Genomic DNA, 24,714 nt, shown 5'->3' with positions numbered 1-24,714 from the left:
GATCAGCTCCCGAGATTCCACTCCATGAAACTCTCCCTGAAAGAATTTTTCGCCGGCTTTTTGCGGACTCGCCATATTGGCCGGCATTTCCGGCGTCTGGTCCTGCTCGACAGCCTGACCAACACCACGGTCAACCGCGAAGTACCACCCACGCTGGCACAGATGCTGGTGGTCGCGGCCAACAGTGACAGCGCGGTACTGATCGACAACCTGGGCACCCACACCGACGGTTTGAGCGACGCCGAGGTCGATGTGCTGCGCGATCGCCACGGCCTCAATGAGATCGAACACGAGCAACCGCTAAGCCCCTGGGTACACGCGTGGCATTGCTACAAAAACCCGTTCAACTTGCTGCTGACCTTGCTCGCCGCAGTTTCCCTGGCCACTGATGACATTCAGGCGGCGGTGGTGATCGGCACCATGGTGGTGCTGTCGACCGTACTGCGCTTTTGGCAAGAGGCCAAGTCCAACAAAGCCGCCGATGCGCTCAAAGACATGGTGAGCAACACCGCGACGGTGATGCGTCGCGACTTCAGTGCAGACGCTTCGCCCGTGTTCGGCAAGTTTTCCGGTGCGTCACGCCAGATCAGGGGAGCGCAGCGTATCGAGCTGCCGATCAAGCAGTTGGTGCCGGGCGATCTGATCGTATTGTCTGCTGGCGACATGATCCCGGCAGATTGCCGGGTGCTCAGCGCCAAGGATTTGTTCGTCAGCCAGGCCGCGATGACGGGCGAATCCATGCCGGTGGAAAAGTTTGCGCGTCAGCTCGACAGCCAGACCAGCAACCCGCTGGAACTGGACACTATTTTGTTCATGGGCACCAACGTGGTGTCCGGGGCCGCCACTGCGGTCGTGCTGACGACCGGTAATAACACCTATTTCGGTGCTCTGGCGCAGCGCGTCGGGACCACTGAGCGCGGTGCGACCTCATTCCAGGCCGGGGTCAACAAAGTCAGCTGGTTGCTGATCCGGTTCATGTTTGTGATGGCGCCGCTGGTGCTGTTTATCAACGGCTTCACCAAGGGCGACTGGACTGAAGCCTTGCTGTTCGCACTTTCCGTTGCGGTGGGGCTGACTCCGGAAATGCTGCCAATGATTGTGACCTCGACGTTGGCCAAGGGAGCCGTCTTCCTGTCGCGTAAAAAAGTCATCGTCAAACGCCTGGATGCCATCCAGAACTTTGGTGCGATGGATGTACTGTGCACCGATAAAACGGGGACCCTGACACAGGACAAGATTTTTCTGGCCCGGCATGTGGATGTCTGGGGGCAGGAGTCTGACGACGTACTGGAAATGGCCTACCTCAACAGCTATTACCAGACCGGGTTGAAAAATCTGCTGGACGTGGCAGTACTGGAGCACGTCGAGGTCCACCGCGAATTGAACGTGGGGACGGCCTTCAGCAAGGTCGATGAAATTCCGTTCGACTTTACCCGTCGGCGCATGTCGGTGGTAGTGGTCGAGCAGGACCGGCCGCACTTGCTGATCTGTAAGGGAGCTGTCGAGGAAGTACTCTCCGTATGTAAGACAGTTCGTCATGGTGAGCAGGAAGAAACCCTTGGCGATGAACTCTTGGTGCGCATTCGCCAGGTGACTGCGGCATTCAACGAAGAGGGCTTGCGCGTTGTGGCCGTGGCTGCGCGGTCCATGGCTGATGGGCGTGACGCTTACAGCCTGAGTGATGAGCAGGAGTTGACGTTGATAGGCTATGTAGCGTTCCTCGACCCGCCCAAGGAGAGCACCGCACCGGCGCTCAAAGCCTTGGCCGAGCACGGGGTAGCGGTAAAGGTTCTGACAGGTGACAACGAACTGGTTACGGCCAAGATCTGTCGTGAGGTGGGCCTGGAGCAGCAAGGCTTGCTGATGGGCAATGATATTGAACGGATGACGGATGCCCAACTGGCCGTGGCTGTGGAGACCACCAACGTATTTGCCAAACTGACACCCACGCACAAGGAACGCATCGTGCGTTTACTCAAGGCTAATGGCCATGTTGTGGGTTTTATGGGTGATGGCATCAACGACGCTCCGGCACTGCGCACGGCGGATATCGGCATATCGGTGGACAGTGCCGTGGATATTGCCAAGGAAGCAGCTGACATCATCCTGCTGGAGAAAAGCCTGATGGTGCTGGAGGAGGGCGTGCTGGAAGGGCGTAGAACCTTCGCCAATATGCTCAAGTACATCAAAATGACAGCCAGTTCGAACTTCGGCAATGTGTTCTCGGTGCTGGTGGCCAGTGCATTCATTCCTTTTTTGCCGATGTTGCCAATGCATTTGCTGGTTCAGAACTTGCTGTATGACGTGTCACAAATTGCCATCCCGTTCGATAACGTCGATGAGGAAATGCTGAAAAAGCCACAGCGCTGGCAGCCTGCGGATGTAGGCCGTTTCATGCTGTTTTTTGGGCCGATCAGTTCGATTTTCGACATCCTGACGTTTGGCTTGATGTGGTACGTGTTCAAGGCCAACACACCTGAACACCAGACCCTTTTCCAGTCGGGCTGGTTCGTGGTCGGGTTGCTGACTCAAACCCTGATCGTGCACATGATTCGCACGCCTAAAATCCCGTTTCTGCAGAGCCGCGCAGCGATGCCGCTGATGGTGATGACAGGGGTGATCATGGCAGTGGGCATCTTCCTGCCGATGGGGCCACTGGCGGGCTACTTCAAATTGCAGGCGCTGCCGCCACTGTACTTTGTGTTCTTGCCCGTGATTTTGCTGGCTTACATGGCGCTGACCCAGGCCGTGAAAAGCTTTTATATTCGCAGGTTTGGCTGGCAATAAGGCCTGGCGGGGCAGTTGGGCGAAAAAACTGCAGTCTTTTGTCTTTGCGTGGTCCCTGGTCTTAAAGGGCCGGTGTGATCGATCAACAGACTGCAGTGATTTACCCACAACCATTTGGAAGATTAAGAAAATTCGCACATGACGTGTAGCTATTTCCCTTCTCGTAAATCGTATTCGATTAGTGATTATGCGCGGCGCGATTGCGAACGGGCTATGTGTGTTATGCGCGAATATTGTCGCAATGGTGGACGCTGATTGCAGGATTTATCCTATAATTTCAGTATCACTCATTCGGTTGTTTTTTTGAGAATAACCAATTGAACCTATTCAAAACGATACATTCACGCCTGACATACGCTGATGCCCGGCTTACTACCAGAGGGTTAAATGTATGAGAGTGTTGATTGCTGATGATCATCCACTTATTCGATCGGCGATGAAGTTGTTGCTGGAGAGTGATGGTCATGAAGTCGTGGCTGAAGCAGACAATGGCGCCGATGCTGTTCAATTGGCTCGCAAGCATAATGTTGACTTGATCATCCTTGATATCACCATGCCAGGCCTGGATGGTCTGGAGGTGATCAACAGAATCAGGGCTTCGGAGGTTAAAAGTCGCATTTTGGTGGTCACGTCCCAATCCCCCCTGTTTTATTCGCAGCGGAGCATGAAAGCAGGGGCGGCAGGTTTTATTACCAAAGGCCAGGATCTCACTGAGTTGATGAGAGCGGTAAAAGTAATCATGGACGGCTATACCTTTTTTCCATTTTTGGCGGCCAGCTCAGTGCGAAACAGTGATACAAGTATGAGCGACATAGAATTGATACAGAATTTGTCGGCGCGAGAATTGTACATACTGCAACAGCTTGCCCGGGGCCTGAGTAATAAGAAGATTGCTGAAGATATGATTCTTAGCAGCAAAACCATCAGTACTTACAAGGCGCGCCTGATCGAAAAGTTGAATATAAAATCGGTCGTCTACTTGGCTGAATTTGCCAAGCGCAATGATTTGATTTAATTGAACATCCTTCAATGTCTGGGGCTTGCCGGGCTGCTCCTGGTTCTTGGACAGCCCGTTGCAGCCGCTGACCCAAAAGTACAGACCTTGCAATTGATGGGGCGCTCCAATGTCGAGGCGTACAGCGTGGCACTTGAACCATCAGACAGGCAGTGGCTCAAGCAACACGGACCTTTGCGTCTGGGTATCTCCGCACCTGACTACGGTCCTTTTGAAATGACGGTAAACGGTCAGGACTTTGAAGGGTTGACGGCCGACTACGCGCAACTGCTGTCGCAGTTGCTACGCACTGACATTGTGGTCAAGCGTTACCCTTCAAGGCCGCAGGCGATAGAAGCGCTCAAGGGTGGTGAGCTGGATTTGTTGAGCAGTTCCAATGGTTTCGAAGCGCAATATCCTGAGCTGGTGTTAAGCCGTGCGTACGCAGACGATTCACCTTCTCTGGTGACCCGCAGCAGTAACCAGGAGCGTCCGCCAGTCGATCTGGCGGGGCTGCGTGTGGCCATGCTGGATCACTACCTGCCGCCGCAGAAGGTCCAGGACTTCTACCCCAAAGCTACCTTGCAGTTGTATCCGTCAACCCTGACGGCCATTGGCGCCGTGGCGTTTGGCCAAGCGGATGTATATCTTGGGGATTTTATTAGTGCCAGTTACCTGATTCACAAGAACTACCTGAACAATGTGCAATTGGCCGATTTCTCGCGACTGGAAGACAACCCCTTCGCCTTTGCGGTGAATCGTAAAAATCCGGGGTTACTGCGTATCGTCAATACAGCGCTGGCGGCGATCCCAGCCAGTGACCGCATGACAATTCTGCGCCGCTGGAGCTTCGACGGGCCAAAAACGTATGCCCCATGGCAGTTTACCCCTGCAGCCAGCGAGCAGCGCTGGATAGCTGAGCATCCGCGGTTAAAAGTGGCAATTTATGATGCGTTCCAGCCACTGTCCTTTTTTGATGAGCAAGGCAGGTTCAAAGGCTTGATTGCCGATCTTTTATCCAGCATCAGTACACGCACAGGGCTTAATTTCGAGGCAGTGCGAGTGTATACGCTGGCGCAGGGGATTGAACTGGTCAAGTCGGGCAAGGCCGATGTGTTGGGGGCTATCACGAGCAGTACCGCCCGAGAAAATCAACTGAGCTTTACCCGGCCCTACCTCACAACCCCTTTTGTGCTTATTTCCCGTATCGGCTCAGAGGGACCTCAAACCCTGGATGAAATGGCTGGCGGGCGTGTCGTGATGGTTCGCGGCAATGTACTGCGCGACTTTATTGCGCAGAACTATCCGCAGGTTCAGATTCAGGAAGCAGACAACCCGCCTGCGGCCCTGGCCATGGTGGCAGAGGGAAGCGCTGATGCCGCGATCAGCGTGTTGGTCAATGCGCGTTATCTGGTTTCGCGACGCTTTGACAATCAGCTGAAAATCACCAGCACCGTAGGTACTCAACCCGAGCAGATCGGTTTTGCCACTGCCGGCAATGATCAGCAGTTAAGCGCCATTCTGGACAAGGCCTTGCTCAATATCACTCCAGGAGACTTGAGTGAGCTGACCGGTCGTTGGTTCACTGACACACCAGAGGTTGAGAGCTACTGGCTGCGCAACCGTCCTGCGATTGTAAGAGGGTTTGCCATTGCCGCGGCGTTGCTATTGGTTGCCATTGTATGGATTACCTATTTGCAGAGAGTCATAGGCAGGCGCCAGCAGCTGGTGAATGAGTTGAATGCTGCCAAGCAAAGTGCCGATGCGGCAAACCGGGCAAAGACCACCTTTCTCGCAACCATGAGTCATGAGATCCGCACCCCCATGAATGCGGTCATTGGCATGCTCGAATTGGCCATGAAAAAGGCCGACCAAGGCGTTATTGATCGTTTCGCAATCGAAGTGGCCTCAGTCTCGGCCCACGAGTTGCTCGATTTGATTGGCGATATTCTGGATATCGCGCGCATTGAGTCCGGTCATCTTTCATTGCACCCCAAACGCTCAAATATCAAGTCGCTGGTAGAAGCCGTGGCACGAATGTTTGATGGGCTGGCGCGGCAGAAGCAATTGAGCCTGGTCTGTGAATCGAGCCCGGCAGCGGATGTGGATGTGCTGATTGATCCGATACGCTTCAAGCAAATCGTTTCCAATTTGCTGAGTAATGCCATCAAGTTCACGGACACGGGGGAGGTCCGGCTGATATTGACATTGGGGCTGGCTGCAGATGCGCAGCATACAGCGATCTGTTTGCGCGTGAAGGACACCGGCTTGGGTATTTCTGAGGAAGACCAGAGCCTGCTGTTCAACCCTTTTGTTCAGTCCAGTAACAACACGCAATCTGCGCGTCAGGGCTCAGGCCTGGGCCTGGTGATTTGCCGTGAGCTCTGCGAAATGATGGGAGGTCAGTTGCACCTCAGCAGTGTTGAGGGGCTGGGCACCCAAGTTGAGATCATGATGGTAGTGCCTCTGCTTGAACATGAAGAGCAAGCTGCAGACGCCCTCGAGCAAGCCCCGGCCATTACCCGGTCGCTGAACATTCTGGTCGTGGATGATTATCCGGCTAACCGGATGCTGCTGGCCCAGCAACTCAGCTATCTGGGGCACCGTGTGTCAGACGCCGAGAATGGCGAGCTGGGCCTCAAGGCGTGGCGGCAGGGGGCTTTCGACCTGGTAATTACGGATTGCTCGATGCCGGTCATCAATGGCTATCAGTTGGCCCAGGCAATACGAGCCGAAGAGGCGCAGCTGGGAAAGGCCCCTTGCCTGATTTTTGGTTTTACTGCGAACGCACAGCCCGGCGAAGTTGAGCGTTGCCTCGATGCGGGAATGGATCAATGCCTGTTTAAGCCCATCAGCCTGAAAGACTTGAGCGCCTGCCTGGCAACTGGCCAGGCGCAGAACCTGATATATACCGATGCCGATGAATCTGATCGAGGCGATAAGATTGATCTGACGTATCTTAAACAGTTGAGTCAGGGTGATGAGCAGATGATTCATACACTTCTTGCAGAGCTTTCGACAAGAAATCGTCTCGATCTCACTGCCCTGATCGAACTCTTTTTGAAAGATGATTACGCAGGCCTGGCGGCCCTGGCCCATGGCATCAAAGGAGGGGGCAGACTTATTCAGGCCAGGAAGCTGATTGAGTGTTGCGAACAACTGGAAGCGGTTTGCCAGTCCGGAAAATCAGAAGAACTCACCGTCGCGGTCGATGCACTTCACAGCAGTATGGAGCAGCTGGCTGACGAACTTGAACATTATGCTCAAGCTAATCAATCACATGGATGACGAGGCTGCAATGCCAACAAAATCTTTACGAATACTGATTGCCGATGCAGACCCGAACGAGGCTCTGAAAATAGAAAGGGCTCTTAATATTCTGGGCTATTACCGGATCGCGCCTTTGTACCATGGCGAGGCGCTGGTAAGCCTGAAGGCAGCACCCACCAATGAATATGATATGTTGTTGATCAGTCAGAAAATGGCAGATGAGGTCATTGCGGATGAGGTCGAATATCGCAAGGACAACTCGCAGTTTCGGCATGTACTGATTTACACGGATGCCGACAGTTTTGTGAATCAGCTTGCCAGTGTGATGCCGATGCTGGATGTTTCTGCCAACCCCTGAAACAGGCACTTGTCTGCATTGCCGGGGCCGCGATAAGGTCTGGCGTTGTTACAACAAACCAATGCCCGGACTCGTCAAGGAAAACCCGTAATGTCGGATGTCGTCGTAGTGCAAGCAGACTATACCAACCCGGTTCATGCCCAGGCGTTAAGGGACGTGTTGAATCACTACGCCCGGGACCCGATGGGCGGAGGTGAAGCGTTGTCGCAAACGGTATTGGCGCACTTGCCGGCAGAGCTTGCCAGGCGCCCTCATGCCTTCAGCGTACTGGCGTTCGTCAATGGTGAGGCGGCGGGTCTGGTTAACTGCTTTGAAGGCTTTTCCACCTTTGCCGGCAAACCCCTGGTCAATGTGCATGATGTGTCAGTGGTCGATACGTTTCGCGGTCTGGGTCTGAGCCAGAAGATGTTGCTCAAGGTGGAAGACATCGCCCGCGAACGCGGCTGCTGCAAGATCACCCTCGAAGTACTCGAGGGCAACCCGGTGGCACAAGGCTCCTATCGCAAGTTCGGTTTCAGTGAAGGCCAGCTCGACCCGGCGCACGGGCGCATGCTGTTCTGGAACAAATATTTGTAACTGTAGAAAAACCTTGTAGCAGTTGACGAGCTACAAGGTTTGCCTCCTCTGCCTACAGTGTCCACTCCAGGCCAACGCTCACCGTCCGCGGATCACCCCAGAACACGCCGTTATAGAAACCTACGTTTTCGTAGTACTTTTCATCGAACAGGTTTTTGACGTTCAGGGATGCCGAGACGTGTTCGTCAAACTTGTAGCGGGCCATCAGGTCGACCAGGGTGTAGGACTTCTGAGTGATGTCTTCCTTGAAGGTAATCGGGTTGCCTTTGTCATTTTTCTCGCCGGTCGGGCGATTGGCGGCACGATAGATATCGCTTTGCCAGTTGACGGCCGCCCCCACGGTCATTGCATTCCAGTCCCCAGGCAGGCGGTAGGTGCTCGAAATCTTCAGCATGTTCAAGGGCGCTGCAGTATTCATGCGCTGGCCTGCGGCGTTGCGCGAATGGGTGTAGGTGTAGCCTGCAAGCATATTCCAGTCGCGCATCACTTCACCGGCCAGCTCGACTTCGAAACCGTTGATCTTGTTGCCCTTGCCGCCCGATTTGTAATATTCCTCGCCCTTGGGGCCGCGTGGTACTGAGTCATCGATTTCCGGCACATTGTCCTGCTTGCTCCAGAACACCGCCGTCGACAGGTTGAGGCGCTCCTGCAAGAAGCTACCCTTCAGCCCCAGCTCATAGTTGCTGCCCACCACCGGCTCAAGGTAGGAGTTGCTGGCGTCCTTGCTGGTGGTTGGCTTGAAGATGTCGGTATAACTCGCGTAGGCCGTCAACTCGTCGGTGAAGTCATACAGCACGCCGGCGTAAGGCGTAATCACATCGTTTTGGGTCTGGCTGACTTTCGGGGCAGGGAAGTTGGTGCTGGAGCTTTGCCAGCTGCCATACCGGGTGCCCAGTACGGCATGCCATTGATCGGTCAGGTTAAAACGCGTGGCCAGGTAGCCGGATTTCTGCTTGATGACGTCGTGAGTCCCTTCAATACCGGTATTGAAATCCTGATATTTGGGAATCGCGCTCATGTCTTGCCAATTGGGGATGTTGTAGTAGTCGTCCGGGTTGAGGTCAACCATCAGGGGCGAGGTGTTGTCGTTCTTGGCCTGGCCATAACCCACCATCAACTCGTGATCACGCCCGAACAAGGGGTAGGTGCCCGAGATATTGACGTCAACGGCGCTCATCTTCTCTTCGCCGATAAAGTGGCTGGCATAGGCCGACATGCCCGTACCATCGGGGTTGGGGAAGCCGCCGCCGGCGTAATAAACCTTACCTTCAGCGTCGCTGGTGCGATGGGTGTAGGCTGCTTTGAGGCGCCAGTCATTGACCAGTTGCTGGTCGAGGGTGGCGAAGGCGGTTTTGTCCTTCATCGGCCATGAACTCCAGGAAGTCGCCAGGTTGGTCGAGCGCCCGAAATTGGCTTTGTCGCCCGAGCCGGTCCAGTAAGGTGTGGTGCCCCAAGAAGAACCCTTTACCTGCTTGTCCTGGTAGTCGTAACCCACGGCCAGAACAGTGCTGTCGCTCAGGTCGGCTTCCAGAATGCCGTAAGCCACTTCGCGCTTGAGGGCGTAGATATCGCGAAACGATTTGCTGTCGCGATAGGCCAGCACCGTGCGCCCGCGCAGGCGGCCGTCGAAGGCCAGCGGGCCGCCCACATCGACATAGCTGTAATAGTTGTCGTAGCTGCCGCCTGAAGCACCGGCCTTGGCCTGCAACTGGTGGGTAGGGCGTTTGCGGATCATGTTGATGGTGCCCGACGGGTCGCCCGCGCCGGTGGTCAGGCCGGTGGCGCCGCGCACTACTTCTATACGGTCGTAGATAATGGTGTCGGCATCGGTCTTCATAAAACTGAAGGTGTTGAGCATGCCGTCAATCTGGAAGTTATTGATGGTGTAGCCGCGGGACGAGTAGCTGACCCGGTCCGAGTCGTTGTGCTGTACCACAATGCCTGTGGTATGGCGCATGGCTTCGGTCAGGGTGTTGAGGTCGAAGTCGTCCATTTCCTGACGGGTGACGACCGAGATCGACTGCGGAGTTTCGCGAATGCTCAAGTTGAGTTTGGTCGCGGTACTGGTCGAGCCCGTGGTGTAGGAACCGGTATTTTCTGTGGTGGCACCCAGGCCCTGGGCTGTGACGCTGGTGGTGCCCAGCTCCAGTGAGCGGGTCGTTTTCTTGACCTCTTCCTGCTCGGTATCCGCCAGTAATTGCGGGCATGCGGCGCTGCTGATGAGGCCGAGGGTGAGGGTCATGGAACGGGTGATTGGCGCGAACATCGCTGCCGACTCCTTGTCGTTGTTATGAAGTTGTTCAGTGCTTCAAACGAATGACAAGGCGCGGAGTTAGGCGAAAAGAGAATTATTTGTAAAGAAGTGTCGGAAACCTGCGGGGCGCGCCGTGCGCCCCGCACGTTGATTATTGCTGGACCACGTTGGCAGGGGCGGGCTGTTTGGGCTTGATCAGGCTGAAGTCGATCAAGGCCTTTTGTGGGCGCGAGTAGGGGTCGCCAATCAGCTGCGGGCGGGCGACAAACGTGTCGCTGACCAGGCTTTTCTTGTCGTCCAGTTCGTCGGCACTGAGGCCCGCCAGGTCTGCCCAGGTGTGGATAAACTGCGAGCTGCTGTAAGGTCGCCCGAGGTCGGCAGCGAAATTCCAGGCATGGTTTTCACGCCACTTGGGCGAGGCCCAGGCCATAAACGGAATGGTGTACATCGGGGCTGTCGGCTTGGCCTCGTTGCGGCCCAGCGTCGCGTGGCCGACCGAGTCGAACACGTCTTCACCGTGGTCCGACAGGTACAGCAGGAAACCATTGGGGTCGGTCTTGGCAAAGTCCTTGATCAGGCTCGATACAACAAAATCGTTGTACAGAACGGCATTGTCGTAGCTGTTGTAGGTGGGTACTTGTGCATCGCTCAAACCGGCGGGTACGCCACTACGGTCGACAAATTTGTCGAAGGTCGGTGGATAACGGTACTGGTAGCTCATATGCGTACCGAGCAGGTGAATCACGATCAGCTTGCGCGGGGCGCTGTCGGCCAGGATCTTGTTGAAGGGCTCAATCACGTCGCCATCATACTGGCGGGCGTTCTGGTTGCGGTTGTTGTTGAGGTAAACCTGCTGGTCAGCCTGCTCGGAGAAGGTCGTGAGCATGGTGTTGCGCTTGGTCATGGTCTGCTGGTTGGTGACCCAGAAGGTCTTGTAACCGGCTTGCTTCATCACGCTGACCAGTGACGGGGTGCTCAGGTACAGGTCGGGGTTTTCTTCGTCGGCAAAGGTCAGCACTTGTTGCAGCGCTTCAATGGTGTAGGGCCGCGGTGTCACCACGTTGTCGAAAATGGCCAGTTGATCGCGCAACTTGTCGAGGTTTGGCGTGGTTTCGCGCTGATAACCATACAGGCTCATGCGCTGGCGGTTGGTGGACTCGCCAATGACCAGTACCAGGGTAGTCGGCTTGCCGGCCTCGTTGTCCTTGAGGTTGGTCAGCGGCGGGATCTTGCTGACGCTGGCGAGCATGCCCTGCATGTTGTCCAGTTGCTCCAGGTAGCGGCGATAAGCTACTAACATCTGCCACGGTACTGCAGGTTCAACACGGCTTTCGAAGCTTTCCATGGCCGTGGCCAGGTTGTCGTGCTTGATCGTCTGTTTGACCAGCGGGTAGCCGATAACCGCCACCAATATGGCCACCGCTGCAGCCCAGGCCTGCATGCGCGGCAAATACACCGGGCGCAGGCGGGTCCACAGAAACACCGCAAAGGCGGTATGTGCCAGGAATGCCAGCACCATCCACCAGGCAAAGTACTGGGTCATGTATTCGCCAGCTTCAGAGATGTTCGACTCGAACATGATGAAGATGACGCTTTGCGAGAATTCCTGTTGATAGATAAAGAAGTAGCCCAGGCTGGCCATCGAACAGGCCCACAGCACGACACCAATGACCGCCGCCATTGCCCGGGTGTGCCTGGGAAACATCAGCATCGGGGCCAGCCAGATGGCACTCATCACAAAGGCTTGGCGAAAGCCTGAGAACCCGGAAGTGCCAGTCAGCTGGATAAGCAGTTGGGTAATGCCGGAAAAATACCAAAAGAACAGGAACAGCCAGCCAAGGCCTGCCCAATCGAATCCCTTCGCAGATGTATTACTGCGTTTAAACATCCCCATACAGCGCTCCAGCTGATAACTACTTGAATGGTCAGTGCCATGTAGCCAGGCACAGCACATGAGTACTGCCTCAAGAGTGGGCAGTCACAAAGTGTTTAAGTATCGCCAAGGGGATGTGAAAACTTTGTCACCCATGATCGGGCTGGTAGACATGGATCGGTCTTGTCGCACCTTGAAAATTTTACGTTTTTTGCAGTCTTTACTGCTTCGTCCGTCTGTTGAGTGTATTGAATCGGGAATCTGCCCTCCAGCTTGTGCGAAACTATGCAGCATGTGTCAGGGCTGATCCTGATCGGGCACCTTGGGCAATGCTGCACCGAGGTGCTGTACACCTATTTATTTGTCGTTGGGAGCAACAGTACATGCAGTTGGGAATTATTGGATTGGGCCGTATGGGCGGGAATATCGCGCGGCGTCTGATGCTCAATGGGCATACAACCGTGGTTTTTGACCGCAATACCGACTTTGTCAGCGCTCTGGAACAGGAAGGCGCCACCGCCGTTGCCGATTTGCCAGCGCTGGTCGCAGGCCTGGCCAAACCCCGTGCTGTCTGGGTCATGCTGCCTTCCGGTGCGCCGACCGAAGACACCATCGAGACTTTGAGCGAGTTGCTGGACGCCGATGACATCATCATTGATGGCGGCAACACCTTCTACAAGGATGACATTCGTCGTTCGCAGTCGCTGGCCGAGAAAGGCATCCAGTACGTTGACGTGGGTACATCGGGCGGCGTGTGGGGCCTGGAGCGCGGTTATTGCATGATGATCGGCGGAGACAGCGCTGTCGTGAAACATCTGGACCCGCTGTTTGCAGCGCTGGCGCCAGGCATGGGCGATATTGCGCGGACCAAGGATCGCACCTCTGACGATGACCGTGCCGAGCGTGGTTACATCCATGCTGGCCCGGCTGGCGCTGGCCATTTCGTCAAAATGGTGCACAACGGTATCGAGTACGGCTTGATGCAGGCGTACGCCGAAGGTTTCAACCTGATGAAGATGAAAGGCGGTGAAAACCTGCCTGAAGAGCAGCGTTTTGACCTGAACCTGGGTGATATCGCTGAAGTCTGGCGTCGTGGCAGCGTGGTGTCTTCCTGGTTGCTGGATTTGACCGCCGATGCTCTGGCCACTGATGAGCCGCTGGATGGCTACTCGGGCGCCGTCGCAGACAGTGGCGAAGGCCGCTGGACCATCGAGGCCGCAATGGAGCAGTCGACCCCGGTGCCAGTGTTGTCGCAAGCCCTGTTTGCCCGCTACAGTTCACGCCAGCAAAGCCTCTATGGCGACAAATTGTTGTCAGCCATGCGCTTTGGTTTCGGCGGCCACGTGGAGACGCCTAAAAAATGACCGATCTGTCCAGTAAACCTGATGCCAAGCCTGCGCCGCCCACCACTCTGTTTTTGTTTGGTGCCCACGGTGATCTGGTCAAGCGCTTGCTGATGCCGGCGCTGTACAACTTGAGTCGTGATGGTTTACTGGACGGTGGCCTGCGCATTGTGGGCGTCGACCACAATGCGATCAGTGATGAGGGATTTGCCAAAAAGCTGGAAGACTTCATTCGCAATGAAGCGTCCAGCAAAGTGGATCATCCTGACGGCGAGGGCTTGAATGCCGCTCTATGGGCCTCGCTGGCGAAGAACATCAGCTATGTGCAGGGCGATTTTCTCGATGACAGTACCTACGCGGCGCTGGAACAGAAGATTTTCGCCAGTGGCACCGCCAATGCGGTGTTCTATCTGGCCACTGCACCGCGCTTTTTCAGCGAAGTCGTGCAGCGGCTGGGCGCCAGCGGGTTGCTCAAGGAAACCCCGGAGGCTTTTCGCCGGGTAGTCATTGAAAAACCTTTTGGCTCTGACGTGCAAACAGCCCAGGCATTGAACGAATGCCTGCTGAGCGTCATGAGCGAGAAGCAGATCTACCGGATTGACCATTACCTGGGCAAGGAAACCGTCCAGAACATTTTGGTCAGCCGTTTCTCCAACGGGCTTTTCGAAGCTTTCTGGAACAATCATTACATTGACCATGTGCAGATCACGGCGGCAGAAATCGTCGGGGTTGAGACACGTGGCAGTTTTTACGAACACACCGGCGCCTTGCGCGACATGTTGCCCAACCATCTGTTTCAACTGCTGGCGATGGTCGCGATGGAGCCCCCTGCGGCCTTTGGTGCCGATGCGGTGCGCGGTGAGAAGGCCAAGGTGATTGGCGCAATCCGCCCCTGGTCCAAAGAGGATGCGCTGAAGAACTCGGTGCGCGGGCAGTACACTCAGGGTGAGTCCGGCGGCAAGCCGGTGGTGGGTTATCGCCAGGAAAACAACGTGGCGGCCGACAGCAGCACCGAAACCTTTGTCGCGCTCAAGGTGATGATCGACAACTGGCGCTGGGTGGGCGTGCCGTTTTATCTGCGCACCGGCAAGCGCATGAGTGCGCGGGACACCGAAATCGCCATCTGCTTCAAGCCTGCCCCTTACGCGCAATTCCGTGATACCGACGTTGAACGGTTGCAGCCCAACTATTTGCGGATCCAGATCCAGCCCAATGAAGGCATGTGGTTTGACCTGCAGGCCAAGCAACCCGGGCCGGGGCTGAAAATGGCCAATATCGAGTTGGGTTTTGCGTACAAGGACTTTTTCCAAATGCAGCCTTCAACAGGCTACGAGACCTTGATCTACGACTGCCTTACTGGCGACCAGACCTTGTTTCAACGTGCGGACAACATTGAAAACGGCTGGCGGGGTGTGCAACCTTTTCTGGACGCGTGGCAGGAACAAACGGACGTGCAACCGTACAAGGCCGGTGAAGACGGTCCTGAGGCCGCTAAAGAATTGCTGGGTCGCGATGGGCGTGTCTGGCTCAACATAGGATGAGTGACGTGAAGCAAAACCCGATTGAGCTGGTGTTGTGTGACATGGATGGCACCCTGCTTTTACCTGATCACAGTATCAGCCCGCGCAACCTGGCGGCAGTCAAGGCGCTGCAGGCCGCCGGCATTCATTTCACCCTGGCTACCGGCCGCCCGCCACGGGCCATGCGCGATTATATCCGGCAGTTGGGGGTTGAGCTGCCGACTGCCGGGTTCAATGGCGGGGTGCTGGTCAACGCCGATGGCAGCGTGCTGCAGTCCCACCATGTGCCGTACCAGGCCGTACTCAAGACACTCGAGTTTTTGGCCGGGCATGACGTTGAGGTCTGGGTGTTTGCCGACGATGAGTGGCTGTTGCGCGACCCGACGGGGCCGATGGTTGCCCACGAGCAGCAGGGCCTGGGTTATGCCCCGCTGGTAGTCGAGAGTTTTGAACCCTACCTGCACCGGGTGGACAAGATCGTGGCCACTACCGGCAATGCACCCTTGTTGGTCGAGCTGGAGCAGCGTTTGCAGCAGTTACTGCATGGGGAGGCCTCTGCCAGCCGCTCCCAGGCCCGTTATCTTGATATCACCGCGCTCAGGGCCAATAAAGGCGATGCCCTTGCCACGCTGGCCGAACACCTGGGTGTGCCTCTTGAGCGCACGGTGGCGATAGGAGATGGCGGCAATGATCCGGCCATGTTCCAGCGTGCCGGGCTGTCGATTGCCATGGGCCAGGCCGATGCGCCTATTCGCGAGCAGGCGATGCATGTCACCGGCAGCAATACTGAAGATGGCGTTGCCCAGGCGATCGAGCGGTTTATCCTGACGCGCTGAAGGGGGCTGTGACAGGTCGTTTTGTCCGTATTTTGGCGTGATCGCGGCCTGCCTGCAGCCTGCAAGCCTTGTTATAGTCCGCCGCTTATCGGCCGGCGACGGCGCCCCGCAAAGGATTCAGGTTATGTCCGATTACCAGGCTTTTCAGGTTGAGTTGAACGGCAATATCGCCCATGTACAGATCAATCGACCTGAAAAGGTCAATGCGATGAATGCTGCGTTCTGGTCCGAAATCATCGATATCTTCCAGTGGATTGATGAAACTGACGCGGTGCGTGTGGTGGTGCTCAGTGGGGCGGGCAAGCATTTCTCGGCCGGCATCGACCTGATGCTGCTGGCGTCGGTGGCCAATGAAATGGGCAAGGATGTGGGGCGCAACGCCCGCATGCTGCGACGAAAAATCCTGCAAATGCAGGCCTCGTTCACTGCCGTCGACCAGTGCCGCAAGCCAGTTCTGGCGGCGGTTCAGGGTTACTGCATTGGCGGGGCGATAGACCTGATTGCCGCCTGCGACATGCGCTACGCCGCTGAAGATGCACAGTTCTCGATCAAGGAAATCGATATGGGCATGGCCGCCGATGTCGGGACACTGCAACGCCTGCCGCGTATCATCGGTGATGGCATGCTCCGCGAGCTGGCCTATACCGGGCGAATGGTCGCGGCAGATGAAGCTCGCGCCATCGGCCTGGTAAACCGGGTCTACAGTGATCAACAGGCGTTGCTTGAGGGCGTTATGGCGATTGCCCAGGAAATCGCCAGTAAATCGCCGATTGCCATTGCTGGCACCAAGCAGATGATCGGCTATATGCGCGATCACCGAGTGGAGGATGGCCTGGAATATGTTGCGACGTGGAATGCTGCGATGCTGCAATCCAGCGATCTGCGCCTGGCAATGACCGCGCATATGACCAAGCAGAAACCCGAATTTCTCGATTGAAGGCTTTGTAACCTGAACAAGGATCACTTGATGACACCGCGTTGGATCACGGCAGTACTGGATACAGACCTGACTGGCGGCTGGGCCGTGGCGCGCGGCCCCGACGGTTTTCTGAATGATGACAATGGCCCGCTGTTCCCTCGCGAATGGCTCAAACGCCAGAACTTGCCGGTACTGGCCGAGCATGGCATCGGCCACCTCGACGGCGAGCCGGTATATTTGCTGGAGCTCAAGGGCGCCGCTCAGGTAGAGGGCTGCCATTGGCAGGGCTTGCGCGCCTTTATGCTGGGCGACGACCACACGCTTTATAAAGTGCTGGGTTATGCCGCGCAAATCGGCACCTGGGCTCGTGAACATCGTTTTTGCGGCAGTTGCGGGCAGGCCATGACGCAGGTGTCAAGGGAGCGGGCGATGTACTGCGCTACCTGTGACTTGCGCAGTTACCCGCGCATATCGCCGAGTATGATCGTGTTGATTACCCGTGGTGATGAAGTGCTGCTGGCCCGTTCGCCGCGCTTTGTGCCGGGGGTTTACAGCACCCTGGCGGGCTTCGCCGAGCCAGGCGAGTCGGCCGAGGATTGCCTGATTCGTGAAGTGCGCGAAGAAGTGCAGCTGGAGGTCAGGAACATCCAGTATGTGGGCAGCCAGTGCTGGCCGTTCCCGCACTCGATGATGCTGGGGTTTCACGAGGAATATGCCGGGGGCGAGATTGTGCCCCAGGCCGATGAGATAGAAGATGCGCAGTGGTTCAATGTGCATCAATTACCGCCGTTGCCGGCGTCGCGCTCGATTGCGCGTTATCTTATCGACCTGTATGTGGCGCGGCGCTTAGGCCATGCCGAACCAGTGCTGCCAGGCTAGGCGCACGGTCAGGCCCAGGACTACGGTAATAAATACCGGACGAATAAACTTGGCGCCGCCGCTGATCGCGCTGCGGGCGCCAAAGTAAGCGCCGACCATCACTGCAAAGCCCATGGTCAGGCCGATTATCCAGTCCACATGCCCGGAAAAGATAAACACCGACAGCGCTGCAATGTTGCTGACGAAGTTCATGCTGCGGGCCACACCGCTGGCCTTCACCAGATCGATGGGGTACATCAGCATGCTGCTGACAGTCCAGAACGCACCGGTGCCCGGGCCGGCCACGCCATCATAGAACCCCAGGCCCAGACCCTGCGGCAATTGCCATTTCTTTTTGATCGGCGCGTCGTTGTCGACGGGTGTTTTTGGGGTGTCGCCAAACAACAGGTAAATCCCGCAACCGAAGACAATCACCGGCAGCATCTTGTTGAGCCACTCTGCGGGCATATAATGGGCGGCAGTTGCGCCAATCAGGCTGCCGACCAGGGTGCCGAAAATGGCCAGTTTCCACTCGCGGGGATGGAACAGTTTGCGACGGTAGAAGGTAAGGCTCGCCGTGGCTGCGCCGAAGGTCGAACTGAGTTTGTTGGTCCCCAGCACAAGATGTGGCGGCAAGCCTGCGGTGAGCAGGGCAGGGGTGGTGAGCAAGCCGCCACCACCTGCGATGGCATCGATAAAACCGGCAACAAAAGCAACGGCGGCCAGAATGGCGAGGGTGGTCAAATCTACGCTGAGTTCAAAAGGCATGGGATCGACTTAATTCGGCGGGACGTACAGCGCAGGCGCGCGGGAAGGACGTCATCTTACCGATAAGCGAGAACAGCGGCGATAGGGCTTTTGTGATTGCCCGACGGCGCCATGAACGATCATGGGGATCGTTTGGCGCTATGGTCAGGCAATTGCGTCAGCGGGTGTTCTATTAATAGACGAGAGCGTCGGCATCCATCCGCCGGACGTTGACTGATAGTGCACCGAGCTTGATCAGCCGGGTGCGGGTGACGTTGCGACTCAAGCCCAGCAATTTGGCCGTGTGCACCTGGTTGTGATGGCAAAATTCATAAGCGCTGCGCAGCAGGGCGTCTTCGACGGTTTCATGCAGGGCTCCCGGTTCTTCTTCGAAAAGCTTGCGAAATGCGCGCTGCAACAGATCCCGGGTAGTGTGTTGAACCGGTTGTTGCGTCGGCAAGTCCTGGCGCCTGCTGCGTGACTGGGACAGGCGCAGGTCCTGCACCGTGATGGTCTGGTTGCGGCACAGCAGCAGGCTGTGGTGCACGACGTTTTCCAGCTCGCGAATATTGCCCTGCCAGGGGTGATGCACCAGGACTTGCTCGGCGCACTCGCTCAGGGCCGTTGGCCCGTGGGGCAGGCGTTGGCGATAGGTTTTCAGGAAGTGGCGGGCCAGCGGCAGAATATCTCCAGGTCGCTCGCGCAAGGGCAGCAACGCAAGGCTGACAACATTCAGGCGGTAGTAGAGATCCTCGCGGAAATGTCCGGCATCGATGGCCTGCTCCAGGTTGACGTTGGTGGCAGCCAGCACCCGAACGTTGATCGGGGTGCTTTTGCGCGAACCCAGCCGCACAACCTCTTGTTCTTGCAGGACGCGCAACAGCTTGACCTGGATGGCCAGCGGCAAGTCGCCGATTTCATCCAGAAACAACGTGCCGCCATCGGCCTCTTCAAACCAGCCGGATTTTGCACTCAGGGCGCCCGTGAAAGCACCTTTTTCATGGCCGAACAACTCAGCCTCAACCAGTGACTCGGCAAACGCCCCGCAGTTGACCGCCACGAATGGCTGCTGGTGCCGGTGGCTGAGCTGATGGATATGGCGTGCAACGAGTTCCTTGCCGGTGCCGGTTTCTCCAATGATCAGCACACTGGCATCACTGGGGGCAATTTGTTGCAAGTGCGTCAACAGCGCTTTGGACGCTGGGTCTTCAAATACTTGGGCCGTGGCGCGTATGGACGTGGCCAGTGCCGGGGTGGCAGGTAATGTTAAAAGCTGCATTGACAGCTCCTTTTAACAGGGGCTCTGCCCACAAAAGGAAAGCCGGAGGCAGCTTTATAAAGTTATTTTGTTATTCCGTAAACTAACCTAATTCCATATTTATATATCGATATTGCATATCGGACTTGCATCGCGACGTGTTTTTAGCGCTTTATAAGACACTGCTTTCCAGGCCTCCTTAATTTAGGATTGAGCCTGGGAGGGTTTTCTCTGATTTACCTGTTTTCACCCGGCTCAATCAGTTATTTCTAACGGCCGCATTTTCAAGTGGTCTCATTAATCCTGAATCAGGGACGCCCTGATTCAGGAAAGCGCTCAGTGGATTTGAACAATGAACAAGCGACCTCTTTATTTCGATTACGCGGCCACCACTCCCGTGGACGCTCGTGTCATCCAGGTGATGGTCGAATGCCTGGGCTTTGAAGGCAACTTTGGCAATCCAGCTTCCGGCTCCCACGTCTTTGGTCAGCAAGCCCGGCATTCGGTAGAACTGGCCCGAAAGCAGGTCGCGCAACTGATCAATGCCAGGCCGGAGCAGATCATCTGGACCTCGGGCGCTACCGAGTCCAACAACCTGGCCCTGAAAGGTGTGGCACAGGCCGGTGGCCAGTTGCGCGGGCATATCATCACCAGCCAGATCGAGCACAAAGCGGTGCTGGATACCGCGCGTTTTTTACAGGATGCAGGCTTTGACGTGACCTACCTGGCACCTGATGCCAACGGGCTTGTCAGCGCCGATCAGGTCAGCGCCGCCCTGCGGGCAGATACGCTGCTGGTGTCGCTGATGCTGGTCAACAATGAACTGGGGACGGTGAATGACATCCCGGAGATTGGCCGTCGCGTGCGCGAGCATGGTGCGTTGTTTCACGTAGATGCTGCGCAAGGTGCAGGCAAAGTAGCCATCGACCTGAATGAGTGGGCCGTCGATCTGATGTCGTTTTCGGGGCACAAGATTTATGGCCCCAAAGGTATCGGCGCGTTGTATGTGGGCTCGCGGGCACAGGATCGCTTGCAGGCGCAGATTCACGGTGGTGGGCATGAGTCCGGTTTGCGTTCTGGAACGCTGGCGACGCATCAAATTGCCGGTATGGGCGCAGCTTTTGCATTGGCCAACCAGTCGTTTGCCGAAGAGCTGGAGCATATTCGTGAATTGCGTCAGCGTTTGCTTGCACAACTGGCCGATGTGCCGGGCCTGCAATGCAATGGTTGTCCGACCCAACGTATTCCTCATACCTTGAGCCTGACCTTCAGCGAAGGACACTTTAACAGCGCTGCCTTGAGTAGCGAGCTGGCGTACTCGGCAACGTCGGCATGCAACTCGGCCAGCAATGCGCCTTCCCATGTGCTGCTGGCGCTGGGGCATGATGCACGCCAGGCCGGGCGTACCATCCGCCTGAGCCTTGGCCGCTTCACCCGCGAGCAGGACATCGATGTAGCTGCAAAGGCAATCAAGGCTTGCGCAGCAGCGCCCGCACCTTTTTGGGCGGTTGCCCAACCTTGATGGCTGATCCATCATCAGCGACGAATAATAATTACCAGTGACTGGCAGGAGAATAAATGAGTACTCAGGTGTTGAATTCGGGGTCTGTTGTGGAGCGATTGAAACGCACCCGGGCAGTGATGAGCCAGCACGGGATCCATGCGCTTCTCGTGCCTTCGGCCGATCCCCATCTTTCGGAGTACTTGCCTGCCTACTGGCAGGGCCGTCAGTGGCTGTCAGGCTTTTACGGTTCAGTGGGCACATTGATTGTCACGCCGACCTTCGCCGGCGTGTGGGCTGACAGCCGTTACTGGGAGCAAGCGGGTAAAGAGCTCAGTGGCAGCACCATTGAACTGGTCAAACTGTTGCCCGGGCAGCCGGGTCCTCTGGAGTGGCTGGCTGAACAAACGCCAGAAGGTGCAACGGTTAGCGTTGATGGCGCCGTTCTTGCCCTGGCTTCAGCACGAACCCTTGAAAGCCGGCTCAAGGAGCGCGGTGCAACCTTGCGCACGGATATCGATTTGCTTGGCCTTGTCTGGCAGGATCGGCCAACACTGCCGGTGCAGCCGGTGTATGAGCACTTGCCACCACAAGCGACGGTCAGTCGGGTCGACAAGCTCCAGCAGTTGCGCGAAACACTCAAGCAGCGCAAAGCAGACGCGCATTTCATTGCAACCCTGGATGACATCGCCTGGTTGTTCAACTTGCGTGGCTCGGATGTCTCTTTCAACCCTGTATTCGTGTCGTTTGCATTAATCGAGGAGGCCCGGGCTACCTTGTTTGTCGATCTGCACAAGGTCAGTGCCGAACTGCGTGGCACCCTGGCCCGCGAAGGCATAGAGCTGTGCGACTACACCGGGATCAATGCGGCGCTGGCGTCCTTGCCGGCCACTACCCGGTTGCTGGTAGACCCTGTCCGCGTGACCTGCGGGCTGATCGGCCACCTGAAGCCTGAAGTGAAGCTGGTTGAGGGTTTGAACCCTACGACCCTGTCCAAGTCGCAAAAGAGTCTTGATGACGCCGTTCATATTCGCCAGGCCATGGAGCAGGATGGTGCTGCACTGTGTGAGTTTTTTGCCTGGCTGGAAACGGCTTTTGGGCGTGAGCGCATTACCGAACTGACGATTGATGAACAGCTGACCGCGGCCCGTGCCCGTCGTCCCGGGTTTGTATCACTGAGTTTCAACACCATTGCTGCGTTTAATGCCAATGGCGCAATGCCCCATTACCATGCCACCGAACAAGAACATGCAGTCATTGAAGGTGACGGCTTGCTGTTGATTGACTCGGGCGGGCAGTACCTGGGGGGCACGACCGATATCACGCGCATGGTTCCCGTCGGCACGCCGACCGATGAGCAAAAACGTGACTGCACCCGTGTACTAAAAGGCGTGATCGCTTTGTCTCGTGCTCGCTTTCCAAAGGGCATCCTCTCGCCTTTGCTGGACTCGATTGCCAGGGCCCCGATCTGGGCTGAAAACGTCGATTACGGGCACGGCACTGGGCATGGCGTCGGTTACTTCCTGAACGTGCACGAAGGGCCACAGGTTATCGCCTATCAGGCTGCACCGGCGCCGCACACGGCAATGCAGCCGGGGATGATTACCTCGATCGAGCCGGGGACATACCGTCCGGGTCGTTGGGGGGTGCGCATCGAAAACCTGGTGTTGAACCGGGAAGCGGGTGATTCGGAGTTTGGAGTGTTTCTGAAGTTTGAAACCCTGACGCTATGTCCGATTGACACTCGCTGTCTGGAACCATCATTGCTGACGCGTGAGGAGGTCGAGTGGCTTGATGGCTACCACGCCCAGGTTCTCGAGCGTTTGAGTCCGCTGCTTGCAGGCGCCGCTCTGGAGTGGTTGCAGGTTCGTACGGCACCCGTCGCGATCAAGCGCTGATCTTGATGCCATGCTGCCGGTCGGGTCGACAGCATGGCAACAGGTGTTACTACCTGCAGATGACAATCATGCTGCGACTGGTATAACCCGCGGGGTTAAGGCCGAACGGGTAGTCCCCTGGCTCTTCGGCCGCATCACCCGATTTGGCAATCACCCGGTATCCCTTGGTTCCGCAAGACTTGTCGGCTTCGGCATAGCATTTGTTCCACGAGGAGGACAATCCCGAACAATTGATATGCAGGCCTCGCTTGCCATGCTTGACGGAGGTTTCGGAGGTTGCAGCGCAGCCGGTTAAAGCAAGTACGGCTAAAGCTACCAAAATACGTTTCATTCCTGTCCTTAAGCGTTTGCATCGGGTTTACGGGATACGCATGTGTGAGGCTGCCTGTCCGTGGCCCCTGTAGATGTCCGTATCCTGAATCGGCCTGATGAATCTGGAGTGACAAACATCCCTTAAATGAGAGTCAATTACAATAACTGTGTCAACTGGCGCCTTTTTTGTCAGTAGCAACAGGTGTGGAATGGTTGCACATGGTTAAAGTCGCCCCGATCGAAGCCATGATGATGCAGGAAATGGCCATCCATTGCGTAAATGACAAGATCTCATTCAGAAACAACAGGCCCGACAGTGCTCCGAAGGCGGGTTCTATGCTCATCAGTGTGCCAAATGTTCGAGTTGGCATGCGTGTCAGGGCGATCATCTCAAGTGTGTAGGGCAGAGCGGTGGACATAAGGGCTACGCCAATGGCTATGGGAATCAGGCCTGGAGTCAATAATGCGGCGCCAGCGTGGTACACACCTATAGGTGCGAAAAAAAGTGCTGCAATAATTACGCCTAAAGCAGCGGTCTGCACGCCATTATCCGCTCCGGCCCGTTGCCCATAAAGAATGTACAGTGCCCAGCAGACCCCGGCGCTCAACGCGTAACCCGCGCCGACAGGGTCGATTCCTTGCGTGCTTTCACCAAAAGGTATGAGTAGCAGCAGTCCGGTGATTGCCAGACCTATCCATATGAAGTCGATCGGCCGGCGGGAGGTGTAAATAGCCACGGCCAAAGGTCCCGTGAACTCAAGGGCCACAGCAATACCCAGCGGAACGCTGCGCAATGACATATAGAAGAGGAAATTCATCCCCCCCAGCGCTATCCCGTAAACAATCACGGTTTTTAAGGATTTTGCGCTGAGCCTGGCTCTCCAGGGGCGCAGTATCAGAAACATGATAATGCTGGCGAATGCCAGGCGCAGACTGGTTGTTCCTTGGGCGCCAATGATGGGGAACATGCTTTTAGCCAGCGATGCACCCGATTGGATCGAAGCCATGGCAATAAGCAGCAAGCCAACAGGGAAAAGCGTCGCCATCAGGTTGCGGGGGAGCTTTGTCATTACGGAGTGTGCCTGGGTTTGAGGGGCTTTAAGGCAGGCATGATGCTTAACTGATTGAGAATGTGCAATATAGTGCGCAACTTCTGGCGTTTTTCACGCTATAGGCGCTCACAGATCAATAGTTTCGATTAATGCTTGACTCGGAATTGTAACTGTCTATAATTCGCCCCACTTCCGGCGCAGTCGAAACGGAAAACTCCTTTAGTTTCAATGAGTTGGACGGTTTTCGGCGGTGTCAGCTTCAAGTCATCGAAGCAGGAAATGAGGTGTTGACAGCAGCGTGTAACGCTGTAGAATTCGCCTCCCGCTAACGAGAGATCGAAAGCGCAAGTGGTTGATG

General features: G+C 56.3%; 18 protein-coding genes. 12 read left to right on the top strand and 6 right to left on the bottom strand.

Translation table 11 applies throughout. The features are described from left to right. Positions 1-24 precede the first annotated feature (24 nt). The 5 genes from mgtA to ACP7BE_RS21915 all read left to right on the top strand — a co-directional run bounded on the left by mgtA (position 25) and on the right by ACP7BE_RS21915 (position 7,985). Entirely contained in the window at positions 25-2,787 is a 2,763-nt protein-coding gene (gene mgtA, locus ACP7BE_RS21935) for a magnesium-translocating P-type ATPase (protein WP_322212592.1), read from the top strand. A gap of 391 nt (positions 2,788-3,178) precedes the next feature. Further along, complete coding sequence (locus tag ACP7BE_RS21930; protein ID WP_095001652.1) at positions 3,179-3,802, top strand: response regulator transcription factor; 624 nt, start codon at positions 3,179-3,181, stop codon at positions 3,800-3,802. After that, positions 3,803-7,069 (top strand): transporter substrate-binding domain-containing protein, encoded by a 3,267-nt coding sequence (locus ACP7BE_RS21925; RefSeq protein ID WP_426107259.1) that lies wholly within the window; start codon positions 3,803-3,805, stop codon positions 7,067-7,069. Next, positions 7,041-7,409 carry a hypothetical protein gene (locus ACP7BE_RS21920; protein ID WP_426107257.1) on the top strand — a complete coding sequence of 123 codons (369 nt, stop codon included), beginning with the start codon at positions 7,041-7,043 and terminating at the stop codon, positions 7,407-7,409. The genes ACP7BE_RS21925 and ACP7BE_RS21920 overlap by 29 nt, the downstream gene beginning before the upstream one ends. 90 nt (positions 7,410-7,499) lie before the next feature. Then, the gene (locus ACP7BE_RS21915) at positions 7,500-7,985 is read left to right on the top strand and encodes a GNAT family N-acetyltransferase (RefSeq protein WP_095001650.1); all 486 of its coding nucleotides are present in this window, start codon (positions 7,500-7,502) and stop codon (positions 7,983-7,985) included. 52 nt (positions 7,986-8,037) lie between these two features. Here the strand turns inward: ACP7BE_RS21915 and ACP7BE_RS21910 are convergent, their stop codons facing one another. Both ACP7BE_RS21910 and ACP7BE_RS21905 read right to left on the bottom strand, forming a co-directional pair. Continuing rightward, positions 8,038-10,251, bottom strand: coding sequence for a TonB-dependent siderophore receptor (locus ACP7BE_RS21910; protein WP_095019293.1), 2,214 nt, complete (start codon positions 10,249-10,251; stop codon positions 8,038-8,040). Between the two features lie 139 nt (positions 10,252-10,390). Further along, positions 10,391-12,133: a phosphoethanolamine transferase CptA gene (locus ACP7BE_RS21905; protein ID WP_095001648.1), complete on the bottom strand. Its 1,743-nt coding sequence runs from the start codon at positions 12,131-12,133 to the stop codon at positions 10,391-10,393. A gap of 362 nt (positions 12,134-12,495) precedes the next feature. Here ACP7BE_RS21905 and gnd point away from each other — a divergent pair, with 362 nt between their 5' ends. The 5 genes from gnd (at position 12,496) to nudC (ending at position 17,609) form a co-directional block, all read left to right on the top strand. Further along, on the top strand, positions 12,496-13,476 hold the full coding sequence (gene gnd / locus ACP7BE_RS21900) for a phosphogluconate dehydrogenase (NAD(+)-dependent, decarboxylating) (RefSeq protein ID WP_095001647.1): 981 nt from the start codon (positions 12,496-12,498) through the stop codon (positions 13,474-13,476). Further along, positions 13,473-14,996: a glucose-6-phosphate dehydrogenase gene (zwf, locus tag ACP7BE_RS21895; RefSeq protein WP_426107253.1), complete on the top strand. Its 1,524-nt coding sequence runs from the start codon at positions 13,473-13,475 to the stop codon at positions 14,994-14,996. Before gnd ends, zwf begins: the two co-directional genes overlap by 4 nt. Continuing rightward, entirely contained in the window at positions 14,993-15,811 is an 819-nt protein-coding gene (locus ACP7BE_RS21890; protein ID WP_153400021.1) for an HAD family hydrolase, read from the top strand. The genes zwf and ACP7BE_RS21890 overlap by 4 nt, the downstream gene beginning before the upstream one ends. A 124-nt stretch (positions 15,812-15,935) precedes the next feature. Continuing rightward, entirely contained in the window at positions 15,936-16,748 is an 813-nt protein-coding gene (locus tag ACP7BE_RS21885) for a crotonase/enoyl-CoA hydratase family protein (RefSeq protein ID WP_095001645.1), read from the top strand. Between the two features lie 30 nt (positions 16,749-16,778). After that, positions 16,779-17,609, top strand: coding sequence for an NAD(+) diphosphatase (gene nudC / locus ACP7BE_RS21880; protein WP_426107250.1), 831 nt, complete (start codon positions 16,779-16,781; stop codon positions 17,607-17,609). On the opposite strand, the gene ACP7BE_RS21875 is transcribed toward nudC, so the two are convergent. Continuing rightward, positions 17,577-18,356 carry a TSUP family transporter gene (locus ACP7BE_RS21875; protein WP_426107248.1) on the bottom strand — a complete coding sequence of 260 codons (780 nt, stop codon included), beginning with the start codon at positions 18,354-18,356 and terminating at the stop codon, positions 17,577-17,579. The two genes, nudC and ACP7BE_RS21875, sit on opposite strands and share 33 nt — an antisense overlap. A gap of 172 nt (positions 18,357-18,528) precedes the next feature. Next, entirely contained in the window at positions 18,529-19,614 is a 1,086-nt protein-coding gene (locus ACP7BE_RS21870) for a sigma-54 interaction domain-containing protein (protein WP_095019291.1), read from the bottom strand. Between the two features lie 331 nt (positions 19,615-19,945). Here ACP7BE_RS21870 and ACP7BE_RS21865 point away from each other — a divergent pair, with 331 nt between their 5' ends. Both ACP7BE_RS21865 and ACP7BE_RS21860 read left to right on the top strand, forming a co-directional pair. Then, positions 19,946-21,115 (top strand): cysteine desulfurase family protein, encoded by a 1,170-nt coding sequence (locus ACP7BE_RS21865; RefSeq protein WP_426107246.1) that lies wholly within the window; start codon positions 19,946-19,948, stop codon positions 21,113-21,115. A 56-nt stretch (positions 21,116-21,171) separates the two neighbouring features. Continuing rightward, positions 21,172-22,992, top strand: a complete 1,821-nt coding sequence (locus ACP7BE_RS21860; RefSeq protein ID WP_095001640.1) for an aminopeptidase P family protein — start codon at positions 21,172-21,174, stop codon at positions 22,990-22,992. A 49-nt stretch (positions 22,993-23,041) separates the two neighbouring features. Here the strand turns inward: ACP7BE_RS21860 and ACP7BE_RS21855 are convergent, their stop codons facing one another. Further along, complete coding sequence (locus tag ACP7BE_RS21855; protein WP_095001639.1) at positions 23,042-23,323, bottom strand: hypothetical protein; 282 nt, start codon at positions 23,321-23,323, stop codon at positions 23,042-23,044. 151 nt (positions 23,324-23,474) lie between these two features. Beyond that, positions 23,475-24,374, bottom strand: a complete 900-nt coding sequence (gene rhtA, locus ACP7BE_RS21850; RefSeq protein ID WP_426107243.1) for a threonine/homoserine exporter RhtA — start codon at positions 24,372-24,374, stop codon at positions 23,475-23,477. Between the last annotated feature and the right edge of the window lie 340 nt (positions 24,375-24,714).

The sequence above is a fragment of the Pseudomonas sp. TWR1-1-3 genome (genome assembly GCF_049896805.1).
In the GTDB taxonomy this organism is placed as follows: Bacteria; Pseudomonadota; Gammaproteobacteria; order Pseudomonadales; family Pseudomonadaceae; genus Aquipseudomonas; species Aquipseudomonas bubulae.
Note: the sequence above shows the minus strand (reverse complement) of the source record. Positions and strands in the feature narration are given on the sequence as shown.